Source organism: Mesobacillus jeotgali, assembly GCF_900166585.1.
GTDB lineage: Bacteria > Bacillota > Bacilli > Bacillales > Cytobacillaceae > Mesobacillus > Mesobacillus jeotgali_A.
This window is the reverse complement of the sequence record NZ_FVZC01000009.1, coordinates 487,363-504,172: the sequence shown is the minus strand read 5'-3', so window position 1 is coordinate 504,172 and position 16,810 is coordinate 487,363. Positions and strand designations below refer to the sequence as shown.

20 protein-coding genes are annotated in these 16,810 nt (G+C 40.7%); 5 read left to right on the top strand and 15 right to left on the bottom strand.

Annotated features, from left to right (window positions below; translation table 11 throughout):
• Positions 1-286 precede the first annotated feature (286 nt).
• On the bottom strand, positions 287-1,678 hold the full coding sequence (locus B5X77_RS12515) for a hypothetical protein (RefSeq protein WP_079508323.1): 1,392 nt from the start codon (positions 1,676-1,678) through the stop codon (positions 287-289).
• Positions 1,679-1,836: 158 nt separating this feature from the next.
• Here B5X77_RS12515 and B5X77_RS12510 point away from each other — a divergent pair, with 158 nt between their 5' ends.
• Positions 1,837-2,226 (top strand): DUF7147 family protein, encoded by a 390-nt coding sequence (locus tag B5X77_RS12510; RefSeq protein ID WP_079510225.1) that lies wholly within the window; start codon positions 1,837-1,839, stop codon positions 2,224-2,226.
• Between the two features lie 52 nt (positions 2,227-2,278).
• On the opposite strand, the gene B5X77_RS12505 is transcribed toward B5X77_RS12510, so the two are convergent.
• The 4 genes from B5X77_RS12505 to B5X77_RS12490 form a co-directional block, all read right to left on the bottom strand.
• Positions 2,279-2,554 carry a YlbG family protein gene (locus B5X77_RS12505; protein ID WP_079508322.1) on the bottom strand — a complete coding sequence of 92 codons (276 nt, stop codon included), beginning with the start codon at positions 2,552-2,554 and terminating at the stop codon, positions 2,279-2,281.
• A 467-nt stretch (positions 2,555-3,021) separates the two neighbouring features.
• The gene (locus tag B5X77_RS12500) at positions 3,022-3,489 is read right to left on the bottom strand and encodes a YlbF/YmcA family competence regulator (protein ID WP_079508321.1); all 468 of its coding nucleotides are present in this window, start codon (positions 3,487-3,489) and stop codon (positions 3,022-3,024) included.
• 107 nt (positions 3,490-3,596) lie between these two features.
• The gene (locus B5X77_RS12495; protein WP_079508320.1) at positions 3,597-3,836 is read right to left on the bottom strand and encodes a YlbE-like family protein; all 240 of its coding nucleotides are present in this window, start codon (positions 3,834-3,836) and stop codon (positions 3,597-3,599) included.
• Between the two features lie 13 nt (positions 3,837-3,849).
• A complete protein-coding gene (locus tag B5X77_RS12490; protein WP_079508319.1) occupies positions 3,850-4,251 on the bottom strand; it encodes a YlbD family protein in 402 nt (133 codons plus the stop codon).
• A 205-nt stretch (positions 4,252-4,456) separates the two neighbouring features.
• Here B5X77_RS12490 and B5X77_RS12485 point away from each other — a divergent pair, with 205 nt between their 5' ends.
• Together B5X77_RS12485 and B5X77_RS12480 are read left to right on the top strand one after the other, a co-directional pair.
• A complete protein-coding gene (locus B5X77_RS12485) occupies positions 4,457-4,948 on the top strand; it encodes a PaaI family thioesterase (RefSeq protein ID WP_079508318.1) in 492 nt (163 codons plus the stop codon).
• Positions 4,949-4,959: 11 nt separating this feature from the next.
• Positions 4,960-5,325: a hypothetical protein gene (locus tag B5X77_RS12480; protein ID WP_079508317.1), complete on the top strand. Its 366-nt coding sequence runs from the start codon at positions 4,960-4,962 to the stop codon at positions 5,323-5,325.
• Positions 5,326-5,373: 48 nt separating this feature from the next.
• Here the strand turns inward: B5X77_RS12480 and B5X77_RS12475 are convergent, their stop codons facing one another.
• Entirely contained in the window at positions 5,374-6,387 is a 1,014-nt protein-coding gene (locus B5X77_RS12475) for a CAP domain-containing protein (protein WP_257391805.1), read from the bottom strand.
• Positions 6,388-6,770: 383 nt separating this feature from the next.
• Positions 6,771-7,199: a CBS domain-containing protein gene (locus B5X77_RS12470; RefSeq protein WP_139378350.1), complete on the bottom strand. Its 429-nt coding sequence runs from the start codon at positions 7,197-7,199 to the stop codon at positions 6,771-6,773.
• A 246-nt stretch (positions 7,200-7,445) separates the two neighbouring features.
• Between B5X77_RS12470 and B5X77_RS12465 the strand changes: the two genes are divergently transcribed.
• On the top strand, positions 7,446-7,805 hold the full coding sequence (locus B5X77_RS12465) for a YugN family protein (RefSeq protein WP_079508316.1): 360 nt from the start codon (positions 7,446-7,448) through the stop codon (positions 7,803-7,805).
• A 20-nt stretch (positions 7,806-7,825) separates the two neighbouring features.
• Here B5X77_RS12465 and B5X77_RS12460 read toward each other — a convergent pair whose 3' ends face one another.
• Complete coding sequence (locus tag B5X77_RS12460) at positions 7,826-8,182, bottom strand: Asp23/Gls24 family envelope stress response protein (protein WP_079508315.1); 357 nt, start codon at positions 8,180-8,182, stop codon at positions 7,826-7,828.
• A gap of 348 nt (positions 8,183-8,530) precedes the next feature.
• Between B5X77_RS12460 and ytvI the strand changes: the two genes are divergently transcribed.
• Positions 8,531-9,589: a sporulation integral membrane protein YtvI gene (ytvI, locus tag B5X77_RS12455; RefSeq protein WP_079508314.1), complete on the top strand. Its 1,059-nt coding sequence runs from the start codon at positions 8,531-8,533 to the stop codon at positions 9,587-9,589.
• 56 nt (positions 9,590-9,645) lie between these two features.
• Here the strand turns inward: ytvI and B5X77_RS12450 are convergent, their stop codons facing one another.
• From B5X77_RS12450 to coxB, 7 genes are all read right to left on the bottom strand, one after another.
• On the bottom strand, positions 9,646-10,824 hold the full coding sequence (locus B5X77_RS12450; RefSeq protein WP_079508313.1) for a GNAT family N-acetyltransferase: 1,179 nt from the start codon (positions 10,822-10,824) through the stop codon (positions 9,646-9,648).
• A 158-nt stretch (positions 10,825-10,982) separates the two neighbouring features.
• Positions 10,983-11,447 (bottom strand): DUF420 domain-containing protein, encoded by a 465-nt coding sequence (locus tag B5X77_RS12445; RefSeq protein WP_079508312.1) that lies wholly within the window; start codon positions 11,445-11,447, stop codon positions 10,983-10,985.
• Between the two features lie 304 nt (positions 11,448-11,751).
• A complete protein-coding gene (gene ctaG / locus B5X77_RS12440; RefSeq protein WP_079508311.1) occupies positions 11,752-12,663 on the bottom strand; it encodes a cytochrome c oxidase assembly factor CtaG in 912 nt (303 codons plus the stop codon).
• 156 nt (positions 12,664-12,819) lie between these two features.
• A complete protein-coding gene (gene ctaF / locus B5X77_RS12435) occupies positions 12,820-13,155 on the bottom strand; it encodes a cytochrome c oxidase subunit IVB (protein ID WP_079508310.1) in 336 nt (111 codons plus the stop codon).
• 4 nt (positions 13,156-13,159) lie between these two features.
• Complete coding sequence (locus B5X77_RS12430; protein ID WP_079508309.1) at positions 13,160-13,789, bottom strand: cytochrome (ubi)quinol oxidase subunit III; 630 nt, start codon at positions 13,787-13,789, stop codon at positions 13,160-13,162.
• Entirely contained in the window at positions 13,789-15,660 is a 1,872-nt protein-coding gene (ctaD, locus tag B5X77_RS12425) for a cytochrome c oxidase subunit I (protein ID WP_079508308.1), read from the bottom strand. Before ctaD ends, B5X77_RS12430 begins: the two co-directional genes overlap by 1 nt.
• Before the next feature lie 32 nt (positions 15,661-15,692).
• Positions 15,693-16,766 (bottom strand): cytochrome c oxidase subunit II, encoded by a 1,074-nt coding sequence (gene coxB / locus B5X77_RS12420; RefSeq protein ID WP_079508307.1) that lies wholly within the window; start codon positions 16,764-16,766, stop codon positions 15,693-15,695.
• Between the last annotated feature and the right edge of the window lie 44 nt (positions 16,767-16,810).

The window sequence follows — 16,810 nt, the reverse complement described above, 5'->3', positions numbered from 1 at the left end:
TAAGGCTGTTTTCGTAAGATTGTTGTTAAAATCCTAAAGCCGATTAACGTAATAAAAGCCATTTTGCAGGTCGGTACTAAGTTGGCAAGCTCTTTTCTCTTAATAAGTTTGATTTTCTGAAGAAATTTAGGTAATTCCATCCTATTTTGTAGTCAATAGCAACAAAGTTTAAGAAAAGAGCCTTGTTTAAAAATCTTTTCCTGCAACTCTTTGGCAGCGGGGATCATTCTTTTTACAAACATTCACCACTTTCCTTTTTATTGTACTCCTTTATCTTTTTCAAATCCTATATATCAAGAAGGATCCTGTCTTTGTCTTCTGAAACCCTAACCTTGAAAATTGCCTCCAGCCAATATTTCTCCAAAAACCATTCTCCATTCAGTTTCTGGAATGGCAATTCCAATAGACCGTAGCTCTGGCCGTCCAGGGTGAATGTCTTATCCTTTATGTTGAAAGAGTATTTTTTATAGGCTGAGGAGATTTCGAGCGGTACGAGCTCCGGACCGGCTTTGGTCACCATACCAATGGCCGACATTGTCTTAGTTAACGGAAACAATGTTTGATCATCTTTTATGATTACATCCAGCCCATCAGTTTCAACCCCGTTGATGAGGACGCTCCTTGTGTCGGTAAAAAGCATTGGTATAAACTCAGCTTCATTTCGGCTGTTGGATTTGAAAAAGCTTGTATTCAACCCAATGATTTTTGATAAGTATCCGTCAAGAAACTCCTCTCCAATCATTTTCTCTTTGGAGAAATTGGCAATAAAATCCGTTAATTGTTCCTCAGTCAATATGTTCCTCAACTCCTCCAACATTGCCTTACTCTTTGGAGTATCCGTTTCCTGCCTGGTCACAAGTAAAGCCAGTACCTCATTGATCACATCCAGGTCCGGCTCATCCCCTATTAATTTCGTTGATAAAAAAGCCTTAGCTGCCAGCTTCTCAATTGCTTTATCAGAATGCCGGTTTCCTGTTACAAGAAGCCCGTTGCCGAGGGCTGGCCGATAATCATCAGTAATAATTACGGATAAATGGTTATCTCTCGAGAGTGTATTCAGATTGTCAAACCGGTAAATGAGCTGGTCCGTGCGGGAGGAATAATAATCGATTCCCTTTTGACCAGAACTTTTTGCCAGCGGTTTCTCCTGCCAGTACAACGACGGGCTAGGATTAAAACCTGCAAAGACATAATAATTCAGAAGCTCCGTTTGCTTATAGCCTTTTAGAGGAACTCCTGTCACCCATGTTCCTTTTCTGTAAAATTTGTCCACCACTTCGATTCTAGTATTTTTAACTCCTGTATTCTTTAGGACAATAAGCCAATCATTCAAAAATAGCGAATTTCCCTGCGCGGATGGTATATTGTACTCAAAACGCAGCTCTTTTGTTTTAGTCATATTCTTAACACACCGATTTCCGTTTCCTTTGCTGCACTTTAAGCCAGTGGCCTCCACCGGTATGGATGCCTGGTACTCTTGACTGCTGTCCAGATTATTGAACACTTGCTTTATGTTAAGCCCTTTTTCATCCACCATCACTACAGCAGCTACTGTGATTTCTTCTCCAGATTCAGCTTTGCTTATATTACTGTCTGAAAAAGTCCTCCACTGCCAAATAACGGCTGCGCATATCATCAAAGTTAATCCAGCGGCTATCAGAAATGAAACTTTTTTCATTCAAAACTCTCCTATCTACTCTTACTACTAAAATAGCAAAAAACAAAGCAAGAGAGTAAGACCTATTTTTAAAAGACGGCTATAGACAGAACAGCTTCAAATTTAGGACTGCAAATGGTAAAGTATGATGGAAGGATAAGTTGGAAGGGGAATTAGAAGTGATTCAACGTTTTATCGAGCTTGGAGAAGGCTATTCGGACCTGTACGAATTGGTCGAGATGGCAAGGGCAAATCAACACCGATTGATGCACTTAATGGCCATCCACACAAAAATAAATGGCAAAGATGTCAGTTCTCTAATTATTGTACTTAAGCCGACAAACCCAGGTAGCTTTCAGGCATTATACATCTGCAGAGAGGGAATTCCAAACCCTCATGTACTAAATAACAAACGCTTTGATATGTTCAGAGAGCTGGCTGAAGAACTGGACAAAACCATTATTGAATTCGATGCAAAACCATCGACAATGTTCCCCGAAAAAGAATTGTACTATCAGCATTTAATTGGAATCTTAAGATTAAACCATTACATTCCACCACTGCAATAGCCTAAACATACAAAAAAGGCGGGGGCCTCCCCTCGCCTTTTTTGCATGCATACTATATTCCCATCTTATAGTCGTATTCTTTTGCCTTGTCAGGGGAAGAGTTTTCGAATTCCATCTTTAAGAATGGTTTATAAGAAGGTTCCACCTTTTTTACAAACGAATAGGACTTGATCTTTTCCATAAGTCCTTCTGCCTCTTCAAGATTGCAATAAATTACGGCATATTTCAGTCTTTTTGAGACAAAATGAACATTTCCAAATCTTCTGAGCATCTTGGCCTGCTTCAAAGAATACAGCCAGACGATGATTCCCTGCCTCTGTCCTATCATATTCTTTTCCCCTTTGGTAAACGTTTGCTTTGTACTAGTCTAGCACATAAAAACCAGTCTTTTCAATCATCAATCACGGCGAAGCAAAATACAAGCGCCTCAATAGAAACTCAAATGGGTTTCCCCGCTCAAATATAGCCAGTTGCTTTTAACCGATTCAATTAATAGTCTCTCTTCCGAATCAGCTATCTATTGGCTTTTCCCATTTTCTAGACGATCTTCTCTATAGGAAAAACAACTGCTCTACTTTTATTTTGAATACTCTTCCTCTTTTTCGATAAATGTAACCACTGTGCTTTGCCGTTCTAGCAATACTATTTCTTTTTACGGTTGATGCAGCGATCATATCGAGCAAAAAATCCCCATATCTATTACTGAAAAGTATCCAGTAATCATAAAAAAACTGCACCCCCCATTGTTAGCAATGTCTAACAATAGGGGTGCAGTTCACATACCATGCGTCCATATTACGCTGAGCATCCACAGCTTCCTCCGCTGCCGCAGCCTCCACCGCATGAACTTTCAAAAAATGGGTTGCCGGTTGGCACTTTTACGCTGTCGGAAACGGATCTGCCTATGATGACACTCACTTCGTCAAGGAGGCTTTGCAAGTCATTTTCCGCTTTCTTGAATTCGGCAATTGACTCATCCATATCAAGCTCTCTTTTGACAATTCTGATTTTGCCCATGATTTCCTTGTAGTCAGGGTGGTATTTTCCGAAGCGCTGGACCTCTTCATAGCGCTCCTTCATGTCGACAAATTCACGGACCTTCCTTTGTGTCTCCGCATTGTTTTTAACATTATATAAACATTCCCGATAATATTCGGCAATATCCGATTGTAAGATCATGCTGACTAACTGTTCAGCTTCTTCCAATAGTAAAACTCTTTCTGATGTAACAGCAAGCAATGCTGGCTCACCTCCGAACCTCATTTTACCATGAAACTCCCAGAAAAGCTAAGTATTCTGAATCGATCACATCTGGGAATCAGACATTCGGGTTAAAAAACAAAGCTTCCTTCAAAAAGAAGAAAGCTTTGTCATGATTGGGAATTCATGCTTGAGAACATATGCATCATCATTGAGGCCATCTGGACGTTGTTTGAAAACTTCTGAACCTTGTGCGGAATGGTTTTTTCGAAATGATGCAGCGCTGCAATTTGGGCGGAATGAAGATCCCTTGGATCACGGCTCAGCTTCCTGTACCAGTGAGGCTGGGCTCGGACGAACTCAATCAATTCCTTATTCGATCGCAATTGCTCCATGATATCTCTTCGCATACTTAGCCTCCTTTTAATCTTTCCTGAAGGAAAAAGGGTGTGAAGGCCCTGTGTTGCTTGGCCCCGGTGTTCCGCCTGATTTCCCCTGGAACTGGGAAAGCACTCCCTGAATCGCCCCAAGTGCCTGGCTTATATTTTGAATCTGGCCTTGTACCTGGTCAGGATCCATTTTTTTTACTGCGCCCATGATCGTCCCCAGCCAATCCGTTTTCTGTTCCTTCTCATCATTTTTTTTGCTTTTTTTATTGTCTGCTTTGGTATTCCATCTTGGATCATCCTCACCGAGCAAGTACCAATCCTCAAACATCTCCTGCCAGGTCGTGTTTCCCTTTCGAACTTCCTGCGCGAGTTCCGGGTGTGCTTTTACAAATTCCTTGAACTTTTCAACAGAGGGATGAAGTTTCTTCTTGGCCATGCCTTTCACCTCACAGTGTAACAAATGCCTATAATAGCATATGAAAATCAACATGAATGGTGATGGCCATCACGGAAAACTTCAAATTTGAAAACAAACTTCATCTCTATTTTCTAAAGTGTTAAAATAGAGAACAGAGTAAAAGGCTTTTCTAATATAATGATAAAGATGAAGAATGAGCCAATTGGAAAGAGGTATAAATATAGTGGAAAAAGAATTGCATCAGCTATTGGACGAATGTATCTCGCTATCAGGGGAACCGGAATTAGAAGCACTCAGAACTGTTTTGGCCGGGGTTAAAAATAAACTTAACGGCAGGAATAGTACGTATATCGACGGCCTTCTGCATATGGACAGAAAACTGGACGACCAAACATGTGAAATTAATATTCCCATAACAAGTGTATTGGACAATACACTTGGAATCGTTCATGGCGGATTTACCGCCACAATATTGGATACGGCTATGGGGACACTTGCGAACAGGCTGTTGCCAGAAGGATACGCTGCTGTCACGTCACAGCTTAACATCCATTTCCTTGCCCCTGGAATCGGCGAAAATCTTCATTGTAAAGCCACACTGATCCACAAAGGAAGAAGCACTGTAGTTCTGGAGGCCGATGTGGTCAGGTCAGATGGCAAAAGAATAGCCCATTCTTCTGGAAGTTTTTTTGTTATTGAAAAGCAGCATAAATAAGGGGAATATGCATGGTTACAGCGATCGCGATTCCAATTATCCTAGCCTATTTTTATTGGGTGACAAAAAAAGAAATGCAGCGGAATTATCAGGAATGGATCGAACTGGAGGAAGTTGCTGAAGAAGCAATCGTAAGCGGTAAAATTCTAGAGATCCACGAACACAAGGAGCGGTTTTATTATCACAGGTTCAACCATGTTACAGTTTTAAAAATCAATACCGGCATAAAAGAATTGATGGTGAAAAAGGTTAGCCCACTCAGAAAAGGGGCTGTTCCTCCTACATTCAGGGAAGGGGAAACGATTTATCTTTATGGCAATTGGAAACATGGCTATTTTTCCATCAACAGGGCAGTACGGAAAGAAAAAGGAGCATGACAGGTGATATGCTCCTTTTCTGTAAATTATAAGGGAGTAAAATTGCAATTACTGCTGCTTCCACATTTTTAAAAAGTTCTGGGTATAGTGCTTCTGATACACTCCGACTCCAAGATGAGAGAATTCTTCGTTCAACAGCGCCTCACGGTGAGATTCACTATTCAGCCAGCCTTCTACCACTGCTGGTGCATCCGTATAGTTGGCAGCTATGTTTTCCCCTGCCACTTCATACAGTATATCCGCTGATTTTAATCTCTTTGAAAGATCACCGTATTTTTCCGATTCATGGGAAAAATAATCTTCAACTGCCATATCCTTACTGTGAGCATAGGCTACTTCAGATGTTTTTTCGTCCCACTCCAAAAGTTGCAGTTCATGTCTTATTCTAATCGCATTCGTAATATCAAGGATTTGTTTCTCGATCCCTGCTTCAATCCTGACCCAATCTCCTTCACTTAATACAGGAGGTTCGACCAGCGTACCTCTGTAAACCATTTCATACGGCCGCTGTTTGATAATTGTTTCCTTGTCCATATACCGGATGCTCGAAACGGAACTCGTGAATTTATCAATATAAAGCTGCACAAAATATTCGCCCATCTTAATGACCGGCCGCGTGTTCATATCCTGTTCTGAAAGCTCGAACTTGTAGGAGCTTCCATTATGTTCGAATGTCACTTCAGGCTCAATGACATTCATGGAAAATATTTCTTCGATGTGCTGACCAATTTTAAATGGTTGTACATCTACCGCAGGCCCAATACCATAAGCGGTCACAACCTTGCCATTCAGGACACCCGCCTGGATATATTGGTCAGGTTGATTGTTGAAAATCCACCAATGAAACCCGTAAGCAGAAAGGTCAACCCTGGATGGATTTCCTAAAAGCCCCTTCAATGAATCTATATCCTTTCCCAAAAGGGAGGCTACACCCTGTTGTGGCTGGTCAATGCCTTCACTAAGATTTTGTTCTTCGATATCATCTTCAAGAGATTCATCCACTTTCGGAATCGACTTCTGTTCTATTACCAAAGCATCATTATTTTCTTTGTTATAGCCCAAATATAAACCTATAAATAAAAATATTGCCGCAAAAATCAAAATCCTTCCAATTGTTCGCAGATGTTTCCCCCCCTTTATTAAAACTTTGGATTCAAGTTTATTAAATACAAGATATAGTAAAAAAGAAACGATTCTCTCTATCACTATATGAGCGATTTTTGAATTTATTATACCATTTATCTTCTTCTTTTTAATAGAGGCTGTTTTCTCTGCTTTAAAGATACGAAGTCACACTTTTTTTGCGAAAATCAACCCAGGTGCAACTTATCTTTTCATTAAAAACGCCACTATTTCGTCCTTTCCTACATCCGGTATTCCGTACTCCTCTGGACTTTTAGCCTTAATGAAAAAAGGCACCCCTTATGCAGGAGTGCCTTACAGAATTATTGCATAGGGTTCTGTGACTCTGAGATTTGTGACAGAGCGTGCTGAGCCTGCTCATCTGTCATTTCATTGACAGCAAAGTCACCCAGCGCCACGATTCCTACCAATTTTTCTCCTTCTACTACTGGCAGCCTTCTGATTTGATGTTCCGCCATAAGGCTTGTTGCCTCTTTGGTGGTCATGTCTGGCGATGCTGTAACCAGATGGTCACTCATTACACTTTCAACTTTAGACGATGGCGGATGTTTTTCGGCTATCCCTCTAATGACAATGTCCCGATCGGTGATCATGCCTACAAGTTTATCTTGGTCAACGATGGGAATGGCCCCAACATTCAGTTCCTTCATTTTCACCGCTACTTCGAAAACATTATCCAGCAAGGTGCATGTCTCTACATCGCTTGTCATAATATCACGGATTTTGCGCACTTGATTTTCCTCCTTATGAATCAAAGCTTATTCTGCTCAATAATAGGGTTGCCGTGAACATGTGAATTATGCCATATTCATAAAATTCTTATTCAGAATAAGATGCCTATGAAGTATCCCATGAAAACACTTAAAATCCCTTTTATATTCATTGCAACTTAATGATATTTTTACTATTATTAAATTTGAGATATACTCTATTTTAAGCGTTAATTTTGCAGTGTGTTTTTTTAGGAGGGAAAAAGGATGAAATTCGAAAATACAGGTATCGAAAACCTGAAGGCGGATTTGAATCGTCTTGATGAGGTTATGCTTGAGCATGGTCTTGTACGTGAAGGACAGTGGGACTATGAGCGAGTGACTTATGACAAGAAGCTAGTTGTCAAGGAAGGTACATATTATCTGCGTGTCCAAGGTCATGTCCACGAGGGTGATGTTGGCTCACACAAAGCAATCATTCAGTTGATGACCCCTCTGCTGGGCAAACATTATTATCCGCATGGCGTCGAATACGGTGAGGGTGAACACTTCCCAAAATCACTTGTTAGCCAATGTGAAAAACTTTTGAATGAAGTGAAAGCTGAAGTAGAGACATTCGCAATCTAATCTTTTTAAAAAAGACGCATTCACTGCGTCTTTTTTACTTTTATGCCTGTAATGATGACATCTATTTCTTCTGGTAAAAGGGAGGTAAACAGCAAGATTTCCTCAGCTATACGGTGCTGAAGCTCCATTGCATTATGATAGATTGAATGCTCTCCAACAATTGTTGTAACAAATAACTTTATTTTCACATTTTCCTCATCAAGTTCACAAATCACCCCATTATCCGCAAAAGAAAATTTGCGCAAGGCTGGTATCCTACTTTTAGTCACAGATTGATAAAAAAACCGGTTATCATTAATATTTGCATGCACAATCGCACAAATGGCTCGGCACAACTCTTTAAAATGTACAGGAATGGCCTCCCTTGAATTCTTCATAGCCTCACCCCCAGATGTCTAAAGTGATTAAACTAATGTACTTACAATTGGGTAATCTTTTGGCTAATTTACGGTCAGAAATAACTTTGTTATTACACTCTTCTCAGTGAATCAAATGATTAAAATTTCCTAATATTTATTAAAAGTCCGGGATAGATTTTTAACTCTGTCAAAATTTAAGAAGATCCTTTTAAAAAGCGATGGATTAAAGCCGATTTTTGTTGTTTCTTATATTAAATGCGTACTATAATTTAAGTGTTAAGGAAATTTATATTTTTTGCTTAATTCGCCTTAACTCAAAGCTTTTTAGAGGTATATACTCTTCAAGGGTATAGAAAGGAGTTACACTTGTCCGGTATTTTCACGAAACGAACGATCATATTTGCATTAATTACTTTCTTAGTGGCAGCAATTCTTTTTATTATCATTCCGGTTTCTATTCCGTTGATTGCCGCTTTGATCACTGCTCTTTTCCTGGAGCCTGCTGTGGTTTACTTTCAGAAAAGATTCCGGAGCGGACGCCGTCTGGCTGTTCTGGCGATATTCCTCCTTTTTGTCTTGCTTATTGTAATTGCAGGCTTTTTCCTCACTACAACTGCGGTCACCGAAGCAATTGATTTGATTGATAATACTCCAACCTACATTAATGAAATTACAAACGCCTGGTACAAGGCCGAAAATAGTTTTGTAGAAGCAGCGAACGACCTTCCAAAAGAGGTAGTCACTGAAATCAGCAACCGGGCCGAGGATTTTTTGAATAACCTCAAGAATGACATGATTGCTTTTATCAATATAGATAATTTAAAAGCATTGTTAACATATATTCCGAATTTCCTGATCAGCTTTCTTGTCTATTTGATTGCCTTATTTCTATTCTTGCTGGAGCTGCCTTCTTTAAGGCAAAGTGTCGATCGTCATATGACCGAAAGAACAGCAGACAAAGTGCACTTTATGACTTCTCGCCTTTCATACGTCGTTTTCGGTTTTCTTAAAGCGCAATTTTTAGTAAGTGTCATTATATTTATCGTTGCTCTCATCGGATTGCTCTTCATTACTCCGGAGTACGCGATTGTCATGTCAGCAATCATCTGGCTGATTGATTTCATTCCGCTGATTGGCTCAATCATTATCCTTGCACCCTGGTCCATATTCCATTTGATAACAGGAAATATCGCGCTTGGAACCCAGCTTGCTGTACTGGCGGTTATCCTGCTGATTATCAGGCGTACAGTCGAGCCTAAAGTAATGGGCAGCCATATTGGTCTTTCTCCGCTATCAACACTAATTGCCATGTATCTTGGCCTGAAAATCTTTGGTTTCTTGGGTTTTATCATCGGGCCGCTTCTATTGATCGGGTTCAATTCAGCGAAAGAAGCGGGCATCATTAAATTGAAGTTCAAAATTTAATCAAAAAATAACCCGGGAAGATTGATCCCGGGTTTTACTTTTATCCGTATGAATGATCAAAAGAAATCATAAAAGAATGGCTTGAATTCAGGAACCATTTTCTCAAGTTGTTCAACTTCATCTATAACCCCTTTTATCAAACCAATTTCAAACAGCTCCTTAGGCCGTTTGTAACCGAACAGTATCGCCGTTAAGGAATTAATCGACAAATGCAATCCCCGTTTTGGAGCTGTAATACATGAACCGCCTTCTTTCACAGGATAAAACTTTATTCCATCACTGCCGATCAAATATGCCCCTGTATTCCATGGAGCCGAGCTGTCTTCAAGGTGGAGAAAAATATCCCTGCTGATATCTCTGGTTTCGAATGGATAACTGGATAAGGCTCTTTCTGCATTTACTACCCTCCCCATAAAATACGGGGAAATTTCCGTCTTAAGCTTAGGTTGTTTTAAAAAATACGGAAAAGGGTCATGTACGGATAAATTCACTTCAACTCTATCTACCATCGAATCGTGCTGGCAGATAAAGTTCCATAGTCCTTTTCTTGCCTCATGGGTTAATGAAACATATTCCTCGACCTTAAGTATATTATCCTTTACCTCGTATAATAGATATCCAGCTGCTTGATTATTTGAATCATAATAAACCGCTGCTGTTTGGGAACCGTAAATATTAGACTTCCACCATTCTGGATTTCTCACCAGCATTCCGCTGTGTAAGCTGGCATATTGTGCATATACCTTCTCCATATCAGTGGTATGGCCTTCTTCAGTATGACGCTTTACCCTTCCAGTTTGACTTTCCGTTGGATATAAATCTATTTTTTCGACGATTACCTTCCTGTTGTCCGAAACAACCTCCCAGCCAAAGCGCCTGTAAAAATCAATCTGGAAAGGATGAAGGAAAGAAACGAGATCCCCCTCTTGATTCATTTCCTCTAATGCTTTTTTCATCAAGGCATTCACATGGCCTTTGCGACGAAATTCAGGATAAGTAGCAACACCGGCGATTCCGCCCATTTTCCATTCAGTTTCACCCAGCATCACTTTTAAAGAAAGAATGTGCAGCTTTGATGCGAGTTCATTTCCTTCAAATATCCCAAGCAAACGCTGTTTCTTCAGTGTTTCCAGTCTTTTAGGAATATCACTTTCCGGCACTTTATATTGAAAGGCATACATTGATAATTTCATTGACTGTAAAAAATGGTCTTCAGTTAAAATTTTAATCTCCATGAAATTCCTTCCCCCTTTATACAACCTTATAAATTCGCCTAAAAGTGCAAGAATACCTGCATGTATATCAAAAAATAGCCTGTAAACTAGACTCATTTAAGACAATACGATAACAAAGAAAAAGAAAAAAACATTGCTTATCGCAATGCTTTTCAAAGTTATGTTCCGAGTATTGCTTTAATGACTGATGTGGTTTCTCCACCCTTATAAAATACATAAAGAAGCAGATAGACAGCAACACCGGTAATTCCGGTAAAAAACCAAGTAATACTTGTTACAGGTCCCAATTTACGATGGCGCTCCAGCTTGTTCTTGTATCCTGTGTAAAGAGAGATGATTCCAAGGACTGCTCCAATAGTTGCGAGTGAAATATGGAAAATCAAGAACAAAGTGTAGTAGATTTTGATTTCATCAGGACCACCAAAGGAGGTGTTTCCGATGAAGATGGTCCTTGAAGCGTAAATTACAAAGAAAATGATGGCAAAAACACCCGCAAGTGTCATTGTCTTTCGATGCTGATCAATCTTCCGTTTTTTTATCTGGGCCCAGCCAATTGCCACAGTAATGGCACTCAGGACAATAAAGGTCGTGCTGATCGTAGGCAGAATCGGTAAATTCGACATTTCTTTTCCCTCTCATTCATTATTTCTCCATAAGATTAATTGTAGGTGACCTGTCCCTATTTTTCAATCTTTGATTGCCTAATTGACAATAATAATACTGGCTTATGTTAAATAAATAGGCTCTTTTCTGGAAACTTTGCTGCTATTGACTACACAATAGGATGGAATTACCTAAGTTATTAAGAGAAAGAGCCCGCCAACTCAGTACTGACCTGAAAATGGATTTTATCACGTTAAACAACAATCTTTACGAAAACAGCCAATAAATAAAAGCTCCCTTTTAAAGGAAGCTTTTAGGGGACGTTTATTTTAGCGGCTGTGGTGCGCTCGCAAGGTTAATTGCATCCTGTTCTGCCTGTCGGTCTTCTTCGTTCCGGAACCATTGGAAGAATGCATATCCAAGGAAGATTCCATAGACAATTTCCTGGATTACCTTCATGATAACCCCACCGAGCTGCTGGTCATGCAGCAGGGAAATTGAACTGAATGTTTCTGGACCGCTAAGATTCAAGGATGAAAGCATCGTTGGCGGGACACATAATTTCAAAGCTTCTCCCCACGCATTTGGGTCTGAAAAAGTAGCATACATAGGCGTGTCTGCAAAGATGATCAATGCACAGGCTGGAGTAATTAAGACACCATCTGCAAAGATATATCCCATCTTTTTTACACCTGATAATGTTTGATATTCTTCCAATTTATTAACAAGCGGCCACCACATGAACATCGCAAGGACAAAAAGCATCGAAGTATAGCCTGCATGCAGCCACATATCGGTTTTAACGAAGTCAAAAATCAGCGGAATATGGTAAATTGAAAATATCCCATTGAACATGATCAAGGCAATTAGCGGCTTCGTAAAGAAACGAAATAACGAGTCCACTACAGGAAGAGACAGGAATGACCGCCATAGCCAGTCTGGCAGACCAAAAATCAATAGTGGAGGAACCACAAGGTAAAGGACAGCCATTTGAATCATATGCATATAAAACGTAATATGGGCCATTAAATCGACAGGAGACCCCTTAATGATATACATCACAATTATTGCAGATGTAAAGTAAACAGCCTGTTTGCGTGATGCAGGTACACCATTTTTGAAACGATCAAAGTATTTGAAGACAATTAGATAATAAGCGACTAATAGAGCTGCCATCACCAGAAAAAATACTGGGCTCCAAAGGGCTCTGAACCCGAATATATCTAGAGTAAGCATCGTTTTTCACCCCGTCCAGTTTTAGAACTTTACTCTCATTATACTTTTATTGGTATGCAACATCAACGAAACGGAACTTCCATTAAATACTAACTTCCCATGCATCATAGAAAAAATCGGCTTTTTACAGCCGATTTTTTCATCAAAGTATAAGGTTTACCACCAGATAATTGTAGTGAAAGCCAGGATTGTTATGGCTCCTACAAGTACTCCTGAATACAGGAATAATGATGGTGCTTCATGCCCTTTATGGCTCATATGCATGAAATAGTATAGCTGGAAGATTACCTGAACTACGGCAAGCAGAAGGATAAACGGAACTGTAAACCAGCCTGAAAATCCTTCATATCCAACTGCAACAAAGGCAACGATTGTCAAGAAAATCATTAATGCGAAGGAAACGATTTGGTATCTCATCTCTTCGGCGCTTTTTTTGCGGCGATACGCGACGTCTACTCTTGGGTTCCCTGAACTTGGTTGTTGATTAGCCATCAGTTTATCCCACCATTCCCATTAGATATACTACCGTGAAGATGAATACCCACACAACGTCGATGAAGTGCCAGTATAGGCTGGCTACGTAGAACTTAGGAGCGTTGTACAGATTCAAACCACGTTTTGAATTACGGACCATCAATGTGGTGATCCAAAGCAAACCGAATGCCACGTGTCCACCATGGAAACCAACAAGCGTGTAGAAGGCTGAGCCGAACGCACTGCTTGTGAAGGTATGGTGGAACTGATGTACATAGTGATTGAATTCATAAATTTCAAGCGCAAGGAAGGCTGCACCTAAAGCTACTGTCAACCCGAGCCATAGCTGCATCTTCTTGAAATTAAAGTTCTTCATGTGATACATCGCATATACACTTGTCAAAGAACTCGTTAATAGAAGCATTGTCGCTGCAAAAGCAAGCGGAATTTCAAAAATATCCTTGGCCAGTGCATGATCTGCATTAGGCACCTTATCTTTTAATGCCAGGTATGTTGCAAACAAAGTTGCAAACAAAACTGTCTCTCCGCCAAGGAAGAACCAGAAGCCCAAAAATTTGTTCTTTGCTTCAAGGGTGGCTTTTTCAGGCTCCGCAGGCCATGTTTCATATGTGAATTTTTCTTCAGCTTGCATTATGCCTTTACCCCCTTATCGTTATTATCATCCATTAAATCTTCTTTATGAATATGGAATCCATGATCATCTTTAATAGAACGAACGAACATTGCTCCTAAAGTTACTGCCATACCGAGGATCAATACTAGCAGTCCCCAGCTTGTTTCTGCACGGTACATTGCACCGAATGCTGCAATGAAAAGACCAAGTGAGATAACAAAAGGAATGAAAGAGTTATTCGGCATATGGATATCGCCAAGCGGCTCTGCAGGCGTCATCTCCGTCTTGCCTTCCATTTTCTCCAGCCAGTAAGCATCCAGTCCGCGAACAAGCGGAAGCTGTTTGAAGTTGTAGAATGGCGGCGGAGATGCAATAGCCCACTCAAGTGTTCGGCCATCACCCCATGGATCATTTCCAACTTTTTCATTTTTAACTTGTGTCATGATGACGTTAATTAAAAGAACTACTACTGCTACTGCCATGAAGATGGCACCTATAGAACTGATCAAGTTTCCAGTTTCAAGTCCCTGTCCAGGAAGGAATGTGAAGATACGACGTGGCATACCCATCAATCCCAAGAAATGCTGGATGAAGAATGTAAGGTGGAAACCAATCAGGAATAACCAGAAAGTGATTTTACCAAGAGTTTCATTTAACATTGTGCCAAACATTTTTGGCCAGTACAGGTGTGCACCTGCAAATAGAGCGAAAACTACCCCGCCAACAATAACGTAGTGGAAGTGAGCGACAACGAAATAGCTGTCGTGGTACTGATAGTCAGCCGCAGCAGATGCTAGCATGACACCAGTTACACCACCTGCAACGAATGAAGGAATGAAGGCTACCGCCCAAAGCATCGGAGTTGTGAACTTGATGCTTCCTCCCCACATCGTAAACATCCAGTTGAAGATTTTGATACCTGTCGGAACGGCAATCGCCATTGTTGCAACAGCAAAGATTGCATTCGCGATTGGTCCAAGACCTGTTGTGAACATATGGTGAGCCCAAACCATGAATCCTAGGAAACCGATCAGGACAGTTGCGAATACCATGGATGAATATCCGAAAAGACGCTTTCTTGAGAAGATGGCAAAAATCTCAGAGAATATACCGAAAGCCGGCAAAATCAGGATATAAACTTCTGGGTGTCCAAAAATCCAGAAAAGGTGTTCCCAGATAATCGTGTTACCGCCATTTGCAGTAATAAAGAAATTAGATCCGAACATACGGTCAAAAATCAGTAAGAACAATCCAACAGTCAATGGAGGGAATGCGAAAAGGATAAGAGCTGATGTTACAAAAGTTGCCCAAGTAAACATCGGCATACGCATGTAAGTCATTCCCGGAGCACGCATGTTAATGATTGTAACCAGGAAGTTAATACCCCCCATTAAAGTACCAGCACCGGAAATTTGCAATCCAAGTGCATAAAAATCGATACCATGGGTCTCTGACGCAATAGATAATGATGCATATGAAGTCCATCCTGCATCAGGAGCTCCCCCTAGGAACCATGAAAGGTTCAGGAAAACACCACCAAAGAAGAAAAGCCAAAAACTTAAAGAGTTCATGAACGGGAACGCAACGTCACGCGCACCAATTTGAAGTGGCATAACAGCATTCATAAATGCAAATACAAGTGGCATCGCTGCAAGGAATATCATTGTTGTTCCATGCATCGTCAGGATTTCATTGTAGAATCCTGCGCTTACAAAATCATTGTTTGGTACAGCCAGCTGAATACGGATGAACAAAGCTTCAAGTCCGCCAAGGACAAAGAAGAATCCGCCAGCGATAAGATAAAGGATTGCGATTTTCTTATGGTCAACCGTTGTCAGGTAGTCCCATAATGTAGCGCCAAATCCCTTTTTCTGAGCATAGGTACTCACAGTTTTACCTCCCTTTCAAACAAATCCCCTTATTATTTCTGGACTTTCAAGCCCATTAGATATTCAGTTAACGCATCCAGTTCTTCAGTTGAAAGCTCAGGATACTTGCCAGTCATCTTGTTGCCTGGCTTATAAGCTTCTGGGTCTTCAAGCCATTTCTTCAGGTTCTCTGGAGAATGGTCAAGAACACCAGCAACACGTGAACGTTCACCGAAGTTAGTCAGGTTTGGACCTACACGTGCAGCTTCAGGCGCAGTGTTTGCCGGAGTAACGGCATGGCACCCGATACAGCTGTTATTGAAGATTTCCTGTCCTTGCTGTGCAGCTGCACTTTCAGCCTTTGCAGGTTCTTTTACTGCTTGCATGCCTGCTACCCATTGATCGAATTCAGCGCGAGGCATTGCCTTTACTTTGAAGTCCATCAATGCGTGTGAAGGTCCGCATAGCTCAGCACATTTTCCATAGAAAAGGCCGCCAGCTTCGTCTGCACCTTTGCTATCAAACTCAAGCCAGAATTTATTGACGTTATCCGTATTGGTATCCATCTTTCCTCCAACGGAAGGAATCCAGAAAGAGTGCTTAACATCAGATGCCTTAAGGTTAAAGTAAACCTTTTCATCTGTTGGCACTACCAACTCCTGGCTAGTGATGACTTCTTCATTTGGATATTCGAATTCCCACCAATAAAGGTTAGCTCGGACATTAACCACTAGGGCATCCGTCTTTCCTTCGGCATTTTTCTTTTCCATAGGAGAAACATCCGCAAGTTTGAATGTCGCAGCAACTGTAGGAACTGCAAGAATGAGTAGCAATAAGATCGGGATAACAGTCCAAAGGATCTCAAGCTTGTGGCTTCCTTCAACCTGCTTTGGAACTTCGTTGTCATTCTTCCTGCGGAATTTCATAACAACATAAATAAAAATGATCGTGACGACAGCAATTACTCCCACCATAATCGCCGTGCTCAATAACATGAGTTCATACTGGGATTGAGCAACTTCACCTGCAGGTCTTAATGTAGACAGGTATGGCTCACCACAGCCGGACAAGACTAATGCCATCAAAGTGAACAATGACAGCAGACGCCATTTAGCAAGCATCTTCATAGCTTAATTAAACCCCTCTTTCGTAAAAAATCTTATTAATTTGG

Bases quoted from the DNA above. Each gene is read 5' to 3' on its own strand.
- B5X77_RS12515 (WP_079508323.1), bottom strand. From the start codon at position 1,678: ATGAAAAAAGTTTCATTTCTGATAGCCGCTGGATTAACTTTGATGATA.
- B5X77_RS12505 (WP_079508322.1), bottom strand. From the start codon at position 2,554: ATGATAGGACAGAGGCAGGGAATCATCGTCTGGCTGTATTCTTTGAAG.
- B5X77_RS12500 (WP_079508321.1), bottom strand. From the start codon at position 3,489: ATGAGGTTCGGAGGTGAGCCAGCATTGCTTGCTGTTACATCAGAAAGA.
- B5X77_RS12495 (WP_079508320.1), bottom strand. From the start codon at position 3,836: ATGCGAAGAGATATCATGGAGCAATTGCGATCGAATAAGGAATTGATT.
- B5X77_RS12490 (WP_079508319.1), bottom strand. From the start codon at position 4,251: ATGGCCAAGAAGAAACTTCATCCCTCTGTTGAAAAGTTCAAGGAATTT.
- B5X77_RS12480 (WP_079508317.1), top strand. From the start codon at position 4,960: ATGGTTACAGCGATCGCGATTCCAATTATCCTAGCCTATTTTTATTGG.
- B5X77_RS12465 (WP_079508316.1), top strand. From the start codon at position 7,446: ATGAAATTCGAAAATACAGGTATCGAAAACCTGAAGGCGGATTTGAAT.
- B5X77_RS12460 (WP_079508315.1), bottom strand. From the start codon at position 8,182: ATGAAGAATTCAAGGGAGGCCATTCCTGTACATTTTAAAGAGTTGTGC.
- B5X77_RS12450 (WP_079508313.1), bottom strand. From the start codon at position 10,824: ATGGAGATTAAAATTTTAACTGAAGACCATTTTTTACAGTCAATGAAA.
- B5X77_RS12445 (WP_079508312.1), bottom strand. From the start codon at position 11,447: ATGTCGAATTTACCGATTCTGCCTACGATCAGCACGACCTTTATTGTC.
- ctaG (WP_079508311.1), bottom strand. From the start codon at position 12,663: ATGCTTACTCTAGATATATTCGGGTTCAGAGCCCTTTGGAGCCCAGTA.
- ctaF (WP_079508310.1), bottom strand. From the start codon at position 13,155: ATGGCTAATCAACAACCAAGTTCAGGGAACCCAAGAGTAGACGTCGCG.
- B5X77_RS12430 (WP_079508309.1), bottom strand. From the start codon at position 13,789: ATGCAAGCTGAAGAAAAATTCACATATGAAACATGGCCTGCGGAGCCT.
- coxB (WP_079508307.1), bottom strand. From the start codon at position 16,766: ATGAAGATGCTTGCTAAATGGCGTCTGCTGTCATTGTTCACTTTGATG.